A 13,116-nucleotide genomic window follows, 5' to 3' on the forward strand; every position below is an offset into this window, starting at 1 on the left:
GTCGAAGGTGCTGGCGGGGTGATTGTTTGCGCTTGCCGTTGCGTTGCTCTGAGGAGTATGAACTGCGGCGATTTCGATTTTGATGCCTGCGGCCTGTAGGATGTTTCAAGTTGTCGGCGCGAGCCGCACGTTTGTAAGTATAGAGACCCAACTCGGGCACGATCCTTTCACGCTCTCACGCGTCACGGAAGGAACCGACCCGTAGTTCAACCCTGAGGGAATCGACATATGAAGAAAGACATCCACCCGGATTACCACCCGGTGGTCTTCAAGGACGCCGGTACCGGCCACTCCTTCCTGACCAAGTCCACCGCTACCTCCGAGCGCACCGTTGAGTGGGAAGACGGCAACGAGTACCCGCTCATCGTCGTCGACGTGACCGCTGAGTCTCACCCGTTCTGGACCGGTGCGCAGCGCGTTATGGATACCGCTGGCCGCGTTGAGAAGTTCAACCAGCGCTTCGGTGCAATGGCTCGCCGCAAGAAGAAGAACGCGTAAGGAGGATAGGAAAAGATGGCAACTCCTAAGTTTAAGAAGTCCCGCGCGAACACCCACTCTCGCCGTTCCCAGTGGAAGGCTGACAATGTCGCCCTCCAAGAAGTCACCATCGACGGTCAGACCGTGCGCATCCCGCGCCGCCTGGTCAAGGCTGCAAAGCTTGGCCTGGTTGACGTCGAGCAGTTCTAAGGCCTCTCAGGTCTTCAGTCTGTGACTGTAGCCCCGAAGATTCACCGCTTTGAGTGAATCTTCGGGGCTTTTGTCGTGTGCATGTATTGCGCGCTCGCAGCTCTCCATGATTGCTAAGGCGTGGGCCGCCGAGGCGGCCTTGAATTTTTTGGGGAAACCAGCGGCCTAAGGGGGTATAAGGGGGCGAAAGAATGCGGCCTACTTCGTGAAAACGTCCTAGATAGGACATAATTGAGATTATGAAGATTCTTGTCGTGGATGACGAGCAGGCCGTACGTGAATCGCTTCGGCGCTCCCTGAAGTTTAATGGCTACGAGGTTGTGCTGGCCGCCGACGGCGTTCAGGCTGTCGAGATGGTTCACAGTGATAACCCCGAGCTACTGATCCTCGATGTGATGATGCCGAACATGGACGGCCTTGAAGTCTGCCGCACCCTGCGCAGCGAAGGCTGGGACCGCCCCATTCTCGTGCTGACGGCTCGTGATGGCGTGTCCGATCGCGTTGCAGGTCTCGATGCTGGCGCCGACGATTACCTGCCCAAGCCATTTGCGCTGGAGGAGCTTTTGGCTCGCGTGCGTTCTTTGGTTCGGCGTGCCGCTGCGGACTCCATCGGGGCGAAGCAGCCGGTTGAGACGCAGCTAAGCTTCGAGGACCTCAAGCTTGATGCAGATACGCGTGAAGTTACTCGCGGCGACCGTCCAATTTCCCTGACCCGTACCGAGTTTGCTCTCCTGCGTTTATTGATGGAGAACCCCCGCAAGGTGCTCTCCCGCAACACCATCTTGGAAGAAGTGTGGGGCTATGATTTCCCCACCTCCGGAAATGCGCTTGAAGTCTACATTGGCTATCTCCGCAAAAAGACCGAGGAGAATGGTGAGCCGCGTCTTATCCACACCGTGCGCGGTGTTGGCTATGTCATGAGGGAGGCTATCGCGTGATTTTGCGGAGGCCCGCGCCTGATGCGGTGCCTTCTGAAGACCTGGATACCACTGCGTGGTTAGGCCGCTCAGGCCGACGCGGCTGGGCTTCACGGGCGCCGCTTCGGTGGCGCCTTTCTTTGGTTACCGGTGTTGTTGTTGCCTTCTCCGTGGCAGTAATGACGTTTGTGACCTATTGGCTTGTCGCGGCTTCGATGACGGCGAGCGTCGATAAGCAGATTATGCAGCAAGCCGACGTACTCATACAGCAGGCGCAGGATCCGGCCTTTGTGGAGAACATCGACCAGGAAATTTCCTCATTCAAGCTCTATAACCCCTCGACTCGGATCTCAATCTCCCCACCGTCGGCCGCGTTTGCATTTGGTGACGTACTGCCCGTGGGCGGCGATTTTAAGCCCGACGGGGACACTATGGAAAGCTCCATCCGCACTTTGGGTGGGGAGCGCGTGCTGGCTAAGCATGAGGACGGCGGGGCCACGGTAGTCCTAGCTAAGGACCTAGGGCCGACCGAGGAAATCGTTTCCGCGGTGGGCTCGGCTCTGCTCATTATCGTGGCGTTCGGCGTGCTGCTTTCCGTCTTCGCGGGAATGGTGGTGTCCAAGACCGGTATGGAACCCATCGCGCGCCTCAAGCGCGCGGCAGATTATGTGACGCAGACTAATGACTTGCGGCCGATTGCGGTGGAGAGCAATGACGAGATGTCGCAGCTGACGGTGTCCTTCAACCGAATGCTGTCTGCCCTGCAGCATGCGCGCGTGCAGCAATCGCAGTTCGTGGCAGATGCCGGCCACGAGTTGAAGACGCCGCTAACTTCCATGCGTACCAATATCGAGCTGCTCATGATGCTGAATAAATCCGGCGGCGGATTCGGCATCAGCGAGGAAGATCGTCGTGATTTGGAAGACGACGTGATGGCGCAGATGTCGGAGTTGTCGACCCTGATCGGTGATCTCGTGGACTTGGCACGCGAAGATGCCACTGAGAAGGAACCGGAACCTGTCGAGCTGCACGAGGTTCTGGAGAATTCCCTTAATCGTGCCAAGCGCCGGCGCCCTGACGTGGACTTCCGCGTGAGGTTTATTCCGTGGATGTTGGATGGTGACCCATTTGCCTTGGGGCGTGCCACGCTCAATCTCATGGATAACGCCGCGAAGTGGTCGCCGCCGACGGGTACCGTGCGCGTGTCCATGCGGCAAGTGGCAGAGGACAAGGTGTGCCTGCGTGTGGATGACTCGGGTCCCGGTATCGCGCCCGAGGAGCGCGACAAGGTGTTCGAGCGTTTCTACCGTTCGGCCGAAGCTCGTGCAATGCCTGGTTCCGGATTGGGCTTGGCCATCGTGAAATCCGTCGTTGAGCGGCACAATGGAGAGATCACCATTAAGGATTCTGCGGACGGTGGAACACGCATGGAGGTTATCCTGCCGGGGCATCCCACCGAGGGGGATGCCATGGTGGATGGACTGGAAGAAATTCCGAACGAGTTTCAGCCAGAATCCTTCGATGCGCAAGACGCAGAGGAGACATCTCAGGAGCCAGCCGAGGAGCACTCGGAGAACCCACACGACCGGGGGCATATCTTTGCAGAGCGGTGGTTTAACCAAAGCTAGTCTGCAAAGTATCGCCCCAGTTCAGTGCGCACAGGAAATGTACAGCTTTTCCTAGCACACTGGCAGAGCAGAGACAGATACACCCCAGCGCGATGGTGCACACTACCTGACATGAATATGAGGAATTCGAACATGGATAATCCCATGGATACCCCGCAGAACTCTGATGGACGGGGACAAGCACAGCAGCAGGGCGGGGCGCCTTCTGCGGGTAGCTCATCAAACGGCTGGAATCAGCCGCGCTCGGACTCGTGGGCACAGGGAAGGCAGCAGCAAGCGCCCTACGGCGCACAGGGCGGGCCGGGAAGCCCGTCGTCGTTTGGTGCTCAGCCTTCTCAGGCGCCAAGCGCGGGACAAGCACCGTATGGCGGCTCAACCTATGGCTTTGGTCAGCAAAGCCAGGTGCGACAGAGCGCAGCACAACCATATGCAGGACAGCGCTTCGGTGCTGCGCCCGAGGGGAATCAGAACGAACGCTTCGCTGGTCAGCAAGGCGCAGGCGCGCAGGTCGTGGAGCAGGGGAGCGAACCGAAGAACAAGCGCAAAGTAGGAATGGGCACCGCGTTGGCGATGATGCTTGTTGAAGCCATTGCAGTTGGCGGCGTCACCGGTGCCGTGGTTGGCAAAGCCGGTGACGATAAATCCTCGACCTCGACGGTCAACGAGGTTCTCGAGCGCCAGCCGGTGGCCAATAGCACCGGTAACGAGCCGGCCGCCGGCTCTGTGGAGGACGTAGCATCGAAGGTTCTGCCGTCGGTGGTGTCGATCTACTCCATGACCCGCTCTGGCGGTGCCGAGGGCTCCGGTTCAATTATCTCCCCAGATGGTTATGTGCTGACCAACCACCACGTCGTTGCTGGCGCGGATCAGGGAGGGAGGCTCGAAGTGACGATGAATGATGGTTCGCGCCATAGCGCTACGTTTGTCGCGTCCGATGCGACGACAGACGTCGGGGTCATCAAAATCGACGACGTCAGCGATCTTCCTTTCCTCCAGTTTGGTGATTCGGACGCGGCCGCAGTGGGGCAGGAGGTAGTTGCCGTTGGCTCCCCGCTGGGGCTCAACGCCACGGTGACGTCCGGAATTGTGTCGGCCAAGAACCGCCCGGTGCGTGCGTCACAGGAAGGTGGGGAGTCCTCGCTTATCGACGCCATCCAGACCGACGCAGCCGTCAACCCCGGTAACTCCGGCGGTCCCCTGGTGGATATGGAGGGCAACATCATTGGCATGAACTCGATGATTGCCTCGCTATCTGGCGGTTCGAATGCCGAAGGCGGCTCCATCGGCCTGGGCTTCGCCATCCCCTCAAATTTTGCTAAGCGAATGGCCGATGAGCTCATCAATAACGGCAAGGTCAAGCATCCCACGTTGGGCGTTAAGGTCCGTGCGCAGAGCGATACCCTTGGCGCGGAAATCGTTGATGTGGAATCTGGCAGCCCGGCTGATAAAGCAGGACTGAAGTCCGGTGATGTGGTCACTCGCGTCAACGACCGGCTCATTGAAAGCTCCGATGCCCTGATTGCGGCAACCCGCTCGCAGGAATTTGGGGCAACCGTGACACTGGAAGTTAAGGGCCGCGACAACGAAGACGTGAGAAAGGTAGAGGTAACGCTGGCGAGCGAGTAAGTTTACAAATACTCGGGCGGTGCGCAAGCACCGCGTGAATACCGCACCCTGACACCTTTTTAAGCAACTACTTCCGGAAGATTCCGTCCCACCTTTAAGGAGAACCTCCGTGGCAGACAACACCGACGCAGCTGAGCTGTTGGGGCGCGATGCCTCACACGAACTTGATGATGTTACCGAGCCCGATGACGCCTTCCTCATTGCGAGCGAGCAAGAACAAAGCGTTCAGGCGCCGCGTCGCGCGCTCGTCGTGATCGTTACCGACCACCCAGATGAGTCAACGGAGGACACATCGCGTTTGGCGGGTGAATTGCTGGCCGAAGCCGATTTCACCTTCGACGGCGCAGTGATTGTTCGCTCCAAGAAATCCAAAATCCGACAGGCGATTGAAACCGGTGTGGTCGGGGGAGTTGACCTCGTATTGACTATCGGTGGCACGGGCGTTGGCCCCCGCGATAAAACTCCTGAGGCAACCCGCGCGGTGCTGGATCAAATGGTTCCGGGCGTGGCGCAGGCGCTGCGCTCTTCCGGCCAGGCATGCGGCGCGGTGGATGCCTGCACCTCCCGCGGTATTTCAGGAGTGTCCGGTTCGACGGTCATCGTCAACGTGGCTTCGTCCCGCGCGGCGGTGCGCGATGGCATGGCAACCTTGACGCCTTTGGTGCATCATCTAGTTGATCAGCTGCAGAAATCCAGCGTCTAATGGCTGATTCCGCACCACGTGCCCGCCGTCGTCGTGCTCAGCGCCCGTCGACCGCCCAGAATTATGACCGCAGCTTCGACGTGCCCGGCGGGCCAGTATCGCAGGCGGCTGGTACCTCTGCTGGGGCTGGCGCCGATGAGCTGCGCATCGTAAGCCTTGATGGCAACAGCGAAGACGAAGTCACCGGTGAGGCTTTCTACCGCGAGAATATGCCGCCGCACTTTGGTACTACGCAGTAGCGCGTCGAGGGCCTAGAGCGCATAAGGAAATCCCGCAGAGCTTCAGCATTGTGCTGGCTCTGCGGGATTGCAGGTTTTGCTTGTGAATTAGAAGCTGGAACCTGGCTTCTCAGTGGTGGTGCCACCGTTCTCAGCAGCGAGCAGGTCGCGGATCTCAGCGAGCAGCTGCTCGGCGGTCGGAGCCGGCTCCTCCGGGTCAACACCCTGGCGGCGCTTAGCGTGCTCGGTGACGGCATTGAGCGGAGCGACAATGACGAAGTAGATGACGGCAGCGACGATCAGGAAGTTGATGAGTGCCGTGATGACCGCACCAAAGTCAAGGAAGGTCTCGGGATTGTCGGTAATCGCGAAGCCCAGGCCACCGAAGTCCGGGGAACCGAAGGAGTTGATCAGCGGCTGGATGAGGTGGTCCGTGATGGAGGTAACGATTGCGGTGAATGCAGCACCGATGATGACGGCCACGGCCAGCTCGATGACGTTGCCGCGCAAGATGAAATCTTTAAAGCCCTTAAGCATGGGAATATGTCCTTTTCTGCGGAGTAAATGCTTCTTCGGTAGTGCGCGGCTGCGGCGCAGCGCGCGGTGAGAGAACCAACGCTGTTCAATGAGGCGGTACCTAGCACGTGATGAGCCGGAAGGAGCCGAAAGGAGCGAGATTCTTGAAGCGGTAGGAGTGCCTACTTAGGAAGAAGCATCGGGGGAAATTGCTGGAATAGAAAAGACCACTGTTGAGCGCTCACAGCATGCGTTGCCACGACGTTGTGAGACAGGAAAGACACACAAACATTAGCGCCTGAGTGGATGCGCCCATACTAGGCAGAGATTGTTGGTGGTGGCAACATCCCGCGGCACCATTGATGCGCAAACGCGGCGATCTTCACAGTGTCATCTTAATTGTGGGCACGGTCGCCCACGATGACGACCGTGAGCGGTTGCGCAAGGGAAGCGGCAGCGACGTCCTCGGCCGCCTCGGCGGGGAGGGCAACGAGCAACGATTGTGTGCGTGCATCATCTCCGCCTGTTCCTACCGACACGACGCGAGCGCCACGGGCAATAGTCTTTCCGCGTGCGGGGGCGGTACCGTCGGGCCCATCCTCGACCGTGCCGACGATGTTGACCGTATCTCCATGGTGGAGATTACGAGAAATCTCCGGCTCAGCCAGCGTAAGCGGGATGAGGTGGCCGTTGTCCATACCGAAATCTGCGACGAGATCTGAGCTGAGTAGGCGAGTTGTGGTCAAGATTTCGCCAGCGCTCGCGGCCGCTACCAGCACGCGTCCCACGGCATCCTCTGGGTTATTTCCCAACGCCGTGGCGGGAAGAGCGGAGGAGGGGACGCGGGCCACGGAGACATCGCCAAGCGCTAGCGTCTCCCCGGCCGCCACGTCCCGGGCCATGACCACGACGCGGGGCTGCTCACGCGTGGAAGCGAGCGCACTGGCCGCGGCGGTCACGAGCAGGACAGCTGCGATAACGCGGCGCAGGAACACGCTGCGGCGATGTCCCGGGGTGCGCAGAACATGTAGAAAATCCATACCTTCTTAGACTGCGCGTGGCGCCGCGTGGTTCCCGGGCGGGGCCCGAAAGCGATTAAAGCCAGCGCAACCCGCGCTCGGTCAGGACGCCATCGACTGGACGGTCGTGCTCATCGAAGGGGACATCGCGGATCTCGCTGGAATGCACCAAGGCGACGACAGGCGGGCGCCCAGTGGGGAGAGGCGTGAGCGCGCGGTCGTAATACCCTGCCCCCTTGCCCAAGCGCATGCCTGATTCGCTGACTGCCATCGCGGGCGCGAGGATGAGATCGAGCTGGGCCAGGATTTCGCTGCTGTGGCGCTGGCCGACGGGCTCCGCAATCCCCAGCGCCCCCGGGCGCATGGCCTGTGGGCCGGTATATAGCGTCCACAAAAGCTCCCCGTCTGCACCGGAAATAGGCAGGTAAACCTCTTTGCAGAGCTGTGCCACGGTATCTACGAAGCTGGGGCCGCCCGGCTCTGTGCCCAGTGGGTGGTAGGCGGCAATGCGCATCGCGGGAGTCAGGAGCTCTCTCACACCAGCACACCACGCGGCGTTGTCGTCAGTTCGCTGTTCAGAGGTGCGTTCGCGGCGGGCGCTAAGGAGTGAGGCTCTTAAGGCGTCCTTGGGGGAGGTCGTCATGGTTGTTAATCATAATGTGACGGCGTAGCGCAGCGCAGGAGAGCGGTGGGTGCATTGTAAAGTGGAACTTATGGCTATTGCACACGAGGATTCCCACACCGGGATCGCTACGGTCGTTGTCCCCGCTGCTGGCATGGGCACTCGCTTCCTGCCTGCCACCAAGACCGTGCCCAAGGAGCTGCTCCCCGTCGTTGATACGCCGGGCATCGAGCTTATTGCGGAAGAGGCCGCTTCGGTTGGTGCTCAGCGCCTCGCGGTGATCACTGCACCAAACAAGCAAGAAGTGATGCGGCACTTCGAGGAGTTTCCGGATCTGGTTGAGACACTCGACGCCCGCGGCAAAGACGAGCAGGTTGCTAAGGTCAAGCGCGCCGCCCAGCTGATTCACCCGATTTCGGTGGAGCAGGAAAAGCCGCTGGGCTTGGGCCACGCGGTGGGCTTGGCGGAATCCGTGCTCGAGGATGACGAGGAATTCTTCGCCGTCATGCTACCGGATGACATTGTTCTGCCCGCCACCGTCATGGGGGAGATGGCCCGTGTTCGCGCAGCTCTAGGCGGCAGCGTGCTGTGCGCCTTTGAGGTCGCGCGCGAGGAGACCTTTAACTACGGTGTGTTCGACGTCGAAGACACCGACGCGCCGGGAGTGAAGAAGGTTGTGGGCATGGTGGAGAAGCCGGATCCGGCTGATGCGCCGTCCAACCTTGTGGCCACCGGGCGCTACCTGCTCGACAGGAAGATCTTTGATGCGCTTCGCCGTATCAAGCCGGGCAAGGGTGGAGAGCTGCAGTTGACCGATGCCATCGAGCTCCTCATCAAGGAGGGACACCCGGTTCACGTCGTAGTTCACCAAGGCAAGCGTCACGACCTTGGCAACCCGGGCGGTTATATCCCAGCCAACGTGGACTTTGGTCTGCGCGATGAGAAATACGGTCCTGCGCTCTACAAGGCGATTAAGAAGATTGTGGAGGATTACGAAGAAGAAAACGGGCTGAAGGGCTAAGTCTTGACGCACCAAGCGCGCTAAGCTCTACTCCAGTAACTTCCATCCCTTTAGGCCCCACATACCCCAGAGCAAAGGTAGGCGGTACATGCGTTCGGTCGATGACCAGATGGCGTTCATTCTTGATGCAGCGATGACTCCGGAGCCGGTACGCATCGCCATCGCGAATGCGCTGGGTCTCAAGTGCGCGGAGGAGGTGCAGGCTAATCAGCCGCTGCCGGGCTTCCCGCAGGCGGCGATTGATGGCTACGCCGTGCGTGCCGTGGACGTCGGGGGAGAAAAAGCCCTCAAGGTGCGCACTCGCCACGACGCTGAGGATGCGGATGCTCCTGCCTCGGAGACTGAGATTGAGCGCTCGCTTCCGGTGGTGGGGGAGGTTCCGGCAGGCTCGCGCCAGCCTTTGCGTTTGCAGCCTAAGCAGGCGGTGCGGGTGTATACGGGTGCGCCTTTGCCCACGCTTGCCGACGCCGTCCTTCCCCTCGAGTGGACCGACCGCGGACGCAAGCGCGTGACCTCGCACCGGCCAGTGCGTTCGGGAGACTTCGTGCGCCGCGTGGGCGATGACATCCAACCCGGCGATGTGGCAGTGTCCTCTGGAACTGTCTTGGGGCCGGCGCAGATTGGCCTGCTCGCGGCGGTGGGGCGCTCGAAGGTGCTGGCGTACCCACGCCCGCGCGTGACCATCGTCTCTTACGGCAAGGAGCTTGTCGACGTCGACCGTGAGCCCGGCCTGGGCCAGGTCTTCGACGTGAACTCTTACTCACTCGCAGCGGCCGCGAAGGAGGCAGGCGCGGACGTGCACCGCGTGGGCATTGCTGCCGGTGAGCCGCGCCGCGTGCGGGAGGCCTTGGAGACTTACCTGGTGCGCAGCGAGGTGTTGGTGATTTCCGGTGCCGTGGGTGGTGCGGGCGCGGATGAAATCCGCGAAGTCCTCGATGAGCTGGGGGATGTCGATACTACTCGTGTGGCAATGCACCCCGGTTCGGTCCAAGGTTTTGGTCTGTTGGGTGAAGAGCGCATCCCCACCTTCCTGTTGCCTTCGAACCCCGTGTCTGCGCTCGTCATCTTTGAGGTTTTTGTGCGCCCGTTGATTCGGTTGTCCCTAGGCAAGCGCAGCGGTCAGCGTCGCGTCGTACGCGCACGCGTGCTCAACCACATGGAGTCCCGCCCGGGCCGTCGAGGATACATCCGTGCCCGGCTGATGCGTGACGCCGAGACCTCCGATTACCTCGTGGAAGGGCTAGGTGGCGCGGCGGGCGCGCCGGCACACCTGCTCGCCGGGTTGTCAGAAGCGAACGCGATGATTCGCATCCCGGAGGAGGTCACCGAGATCCGCCCGGGAGATGTGGTCGACGTCCTCTTCCTGACCCAACGAAGCTAGCCGGCAGCTACGCACGCCATGCTTGATCCTTTTGGTACTGCCGCAGGGCGGTTTTCCACTCCCGCCAGCGGTGAGGCTCACCCCGAGCATCCGGGGTGGCCTGAGGCGACCCCTGCGGTGCGGCTGCGAGGCTCTAGCGTTTTCCCACACGGAGCGACGGTGCGCCTGCGCCCGCTGTTGCGTCGGGATGGCGAGGCGTGGCGGCAGCAGCGCATGGCGGATCGGGATTTTCTTAAGCCCGTGGAACCTACGCTGCCGACGTCATGGGATGCGGCGCATTCGCAGTCTGCGTGGTGGAATCACCTGATGTTTTTGCGCGATTCTGCCCGCGTTGGAACGGTGGTGCCGCTCGTCATTGACGTCGATGGGCAATTTCGAGGCCAATTGACCCTGGGAAATATTCAGCACGGAGGGGTCAGTGAATGCTGGATCGGCTATTGGGTCCATTCCGGGGTACACGGCGCCGGCGTGGCCACCGTTGCGTGCGCCCTCGGCGTGGACCACGCTTTTTACCGAGTGGGGCTGCACAGAGTCACCGCCACCTACCTGCCGGAGAACCCTGCTTCGGGCAAGGTGCTACACAACAATGGCTTTCGGGATGAGGGATTTCTGCGCCGCAACTTACACATTGACGGCGCATGGCGGGACCACCACTTCTTGGCGCTCAATCGTGAGGATTTTGCCTCGAGCGCGGTGGAGCGCCTGCACGCGGCGGGGCGGATCCTCGGTCTCTAGATCGCGCTTGGATTAGTTCAACTACCTCTGTTTTCACTTAAGTAACAACCTTGTAATTTATGGGCTCGTTGATGCCCATGGAGCCGGTGTGGGCGGCTAGAGTAGGGGCCTAGTTATATTCCCTTTTCGTCGACCCCTGAAAGTGGGACACAGCCGCATGATGACTGCCGTGCCGATCATTCTCGTAATCGTGTTGTGGCTCTTCATCCTCGCCCCGTTGCTTTTGCGTTCGCAGCGTCCGATGAGCCACACGGGTGAGGCCTTTGAAGAGACCCGCGTGCTCTTCGAAGGTGATTCCGGCTCTGTGCCGGGCCGTCGCAAGCCGCGCCTGGGCAAGGAAGATATCCGCCCGCGCGCCCAGGCAGGAACGGGGGCTGCAGCGGACGAAGCGGAGTACGAGCTGGTGGAGGCCGAAGGCGTAAGCGAGGATTCGCAGTCCTCCCGCGCTGAAACCGCTACCTCTGACGAAGCTACTTCGGACGTCGCGGAGACGATTGACGGCGAGGTTGTTGAGGAAGACGCCGTTGAAGAGGACTTCGAGCTCGAAGCGGAGCCCGCCCACGTCGCCGAGGCCGAGCAGGAAGCAGGACAGGACACCAAGGACGTTGAAGCAGATGCTGCTGAAGTGTTTACAGCCCCAGCAAATGCTGAGGTGGCGGAGGATGCTTATGACTTCGATGACGCCTACACTTCTCCGGTCGATTTGATGTACCCGGGTGCTATTGACGCTGTGGAGGAGGCGCCGACGACGCCCAACGCCGAGGAATCAGATGGGGCTGATGGTGCTCCCGACGCGGAAGAATCCACGGCGGCCGAGAGCGAGAACGCTGATGCCGCGGAGCTGAACGCCGAGGACTCTGAGGCCGGCGGCAGCGATACCGAGCTGTCTGAGGACGAGCTCGCCTTCGCACAGCGCCGCCTTGGCCGCGGCGGATGGGATCCGGTGAAGGAGAAGGAAGCTTCTGCCACGCGTTACCAGCGCCGTCAGCGTACGCTTATCGGATTGGCGGTAGCAGTGGTAGCTACGGTATGCCTCGGCATCGTCGTGGGTGGATGGACGTGGTGGCTGGCGGCTATCGCTGGTGTTATGACCACGGTTTACCTGGTTGCGCTGCGCGCCCAGGTACGCCGTGAACGGGAGTTGTTGCGGCGCCGCATTTACCACCTACGCCGCGCCCGCCTGGGAGTGCGGAACGCGGAGAACCCCGCCGAGTCGCTTCCGCCGAAGCTGCGCCGCCCGGGCGCGCTCATCCTGGAAATCGATGATGAAAGCCCGGACTTTGACTACCTTCCGGTGTACTCGGAGGATGATTCCGACGGTGGGTTTGACGGTCCTCATCCCACCCCGCGTCAACGGCGTGATGATTTGGCGGAGCGTCGAGTTGGCTAAGCGCTGTGTTGGCTGAGCGCTAGGCCGGCCACACACCGGATGTACCGCGACGGTGCGAGCCCACGAGGTGGGCATCGACCATGCCGATGGCCTCCATGAGTGAGAAGCACGTTACTGGGCCGACAAACTTGAACCCGGCCTTCTTTAAAGCCTTGGACATGTCCAAGGCTTCTTGCGTGTATTTAGGGATGTCTTCTTCGCGCTCCGGTGCGATGGTCTCTTCCGGCAAGAAGCTCCAGATGAACTCATCGAGTCCGCCCTGCTCTCTTAAGGCCACCGTGGCCTTCGCGTTGGCGAGTACCGCATTGATCTTGAGGCGGTTCCGGATGATTCCAGGATTATTCATCAGGCGCTCCACTTCCTCCTCGCCGAAGCTTGCCAGAAGGTCAGCATCAAACCCCACGAAAGCGGCGCGGAAGGCTTCGCGTTTGCGCAGAACGATCTCCCAGCCCAGCCCAGCCTGGAAGCCCTCCAAACAGAGGCGCTCTAGCAGTGCGGATTCCTCATGGATGGGCATACCCCATTCGGTGTCGTAGTACTCCTTGAGGAGTGGGGAGGTCATTGCCCAAGCAGGGCGGCCGAGCCCCGCGGAGTCAAAAACAAGTCTCGTATCGTTTGCCATCTGTGTACTAGTCATGCCTTTTTAGACTGCA

Annotated in this window: 15 protein-coding genes; 11 read left to right on the forward strand and 4 right to left on the reverse strand. The window is 60.7% G+C overall.

What is annotated here, in order from left to right; all coding sequences use genetic code 11:
* Positions 1 to 228: 228 nt before the first annotated feature.
* The 7 genes from HMPREF2792_RS05700 to HMPREF2792_RS05730 all read left to right on the forward strand — a co-directional run bounded on the left by HMPREF2792_RS05700 (position 229) and on the right by HMPREF2792_RS05730 (position 5,800).
* Positions 229 to 498 carry a type B 50S ribosomal protein L31 gene (locus HMPREF2792_RS05700; RefSeq protein ID WP_070520710.1) on the forward strand — a complete coding sequence of 90 codons (270 nt, stop codon included), beginning with the start codon at positions 229 to 231 and terminating at the stop codon, positions 496 to 498.
* A 15-nt stretch (positions 499 to 513) separates the two neighbouring features.
* Positions 514 to 687 carry a 50S ribosomal protein L32 gene (gene rpmF, locus HMPREF2792_RS05705; RefSeq protein ID WP_010187615.1) on the forward strand — a complete coding sequence of 58 codons (174 nt, stop codon included), beginning with the start codon at positions 514 to 516 and terminating at the stop codon, positions 685 to 687.
* 239 nt (positions 688 to 926) lie between these two features.
* Positions 927 to 1,625, forward strand: coding sequence for a response regulator transcription factor (locus tag HMPREF2792_RS05710; protein WP_070520714.1), 699 nt, complete (start codon positions 927 to 929; stop codon positions 1,623 to 1,625).
* A gap of 158 nt (positions 1,626 to 1,783) precedes the next feature.
* Positions 1,784 to 3,232: a HAMP domain-containing sensor histidine kinase gene (locus HMPREF2792_RS05715; RefSeq protein WP_232748471.1), complete on the forward strand. Its 1,449-nt coding sequence runs from the start codon at positions 1,784 to 1,786 to the stop codon at positions 3,230 to 3,232.
* A 132-nt stretch (positions 3,233 to 3,364) separates the two neighbouring features.
* Positions 3,365 to 4,858, forward strand: coding sequence for a S1C family serine protease (locus HMPREF2792_RS05720; protein WP_083299261.1), 1,494 nt, complete (start codon positions 3,365 to 3,367; stop codon positions 4,856 to 4,858).
* Positions 4,859 to 4,967: 109 nt separating this feature from the next.
* Entirely contained in the window at positions 4,968 to 5,561 is a 594-nt protein-coding gene (locus tag HMPREF2792_RS05725; RefSeq protein ID WP_070520727.1) for a MogA/MoaB family molybdenum cofactor biosynthesis protein, read from the forward strand.
* On the forward strand, positions 5,561 to 5,800 hold the full coding sequence (locus tag HMPREF2792_RS05730) for a hypothetical protein (RefSeq protein WP_070520730.1): 240 nt from the start codon (positions 5,561 to 5,563) through the stop codon (positions 5,798 to 5,800). The genes HMPREF2792_RS05725 and HMPREF2792_RS05730 overlap by 1 nt, the downstream gene beginning before the upstream one ends.
* 87 nt (positions 5,801 to 5,887) lie before the next feature.
* On the opposite strand, the gene mscL is transcribed toward HMPREF2792_RS05730, so the two are convergent.
* From mscL to HMPREF2792_RS05745, 3 genes are all read right to left on the reverse strand, one after another.
* Complete coding sequence (gene mscL, locus HMPREF2792_RS05735) at positions 5,888 to 6,316, reverse strand: large conductance mechanosensitive channel protein MscL (RefSeq protein WP_070520733.1); 429 nt, start codon at positions 6,314 to 6,316, stop codon at positions 5,888 to 5,890.
* A 374-nt stretch (positions 6,317 to 6,690) separates the two neighbouring features.
* The gene (locus tag HMPREF2792_RS05740) at positions 6,691 to 7,335 is read right to left on the reverse strand and encodes an SAF domain-containing protein (protein ID WP_070531660.1); all 645 of its coding nucleotides are present in this window, start codon (positions 7,333 to 7,335) and stop codon (positions 6,691 to 6,693) included.
* Positions 7,336 to 7,390: 55 nt separating this feature from the next.
* Entirely contained in the window at positions 7,391 to 7,957 is a 567-nt protein-coding gene (locus tag HMPREF2792_RS05745; RefSeq protein WP_070531661.1) for a 5-formyltetrahydrofolate cyclo-ligase, read from the reverse strand.
* 70 nt (positions 7,958 to 8,027) lie between these two features.
* Between HMPREF2792_RS05745 and HMPREF2792_RS05750 the strand changes: the two genes are divergently transcribed.
* From HMPREF2792_RS05750 to glpR, 4 genes are all read left to right on the forward strand, one after another.
* Positions 8,028 to 8,957: a UTP--glucose-1-phosphate uridylyltransferase gene (locus HMPREF2792_RS05750; protein ID WP_070520743.1), complete on the forward strand. Its 930-nt coding sequence runs from the start codon at positions 8,028 to 8,030 to the stop codon at positions 8,955 to 8,957.
* An 88-nt stretch (positions 8,958 to 9,045) separates the two neighbouring features.
* A complete protein-coding gene (gene glp / locus HMPREF2792_RS05755) occupies positions 9,046 to 10,338 on the forward strand; it encodes a molybdotransferase-like divisome protein Glp (protein WP_070531662.1) in 1,293 nt (430 codons plus the stop codon).
* Positions 10,339 to 10,356: 18 nt separating this feature from the next.
* Positions 10,357 to 11,073: a GNAT family N-acetyltransferase gene (locus HMPREF2792_RS05760; protein WP_070520749.1), complete on the forward strand. Its 717-nt coding sequence runs from the start codon at positions 10,357 to 10,359 to the stop codon at positions 11,071 to 11,073.
* A 160-nt stretch (positions 11,074 to 11,233) separates the two neighbouring features.
* On the forward strand, positions 11,234 to 12,463 hold the full coding sequence (gene glpR / locus HMPREF2792_RS05765; RefSeq protein ID WP_369821991.1) for a divisome protein SepX/GlpR: 1,230 nt from the start codon (positions 11,234 to 11,236) through the stop codon (positions 12,461 to 12,463).
* A gap of 19 nt (positions 12,464 to 12,482) precedes the next feature.
* Here glpR and HMPREF2792_RS05770 read toward each other — a convergent pair whose 3' ends face one another.
* Positions 12,483 to 13,100, reverse strand: coding sequence for a DNA-3-methyladenine glycosylase I (locus tag HMPREF2792_RS05770; RefSeq protein WP_083306392.1), 618 nt, complete (start codon positions 13,098 to 13,100; stop codon positions 12,483 to 12,485).
* Positions 13,101 to 13,116 lie beyond the last annotated feature (16 nt).

Source organism: Corynebacterium sp. HMSC068H04, from assembly GCF_001811255.1.
In the GTDB taxonomy this organism is placed as follows: Bacteria; Actinomycetota; Actinomycetes; order Mycobacteriales; family Mycobacteriaceae; genus Corynebacterium; species Corynebacterium hesseae.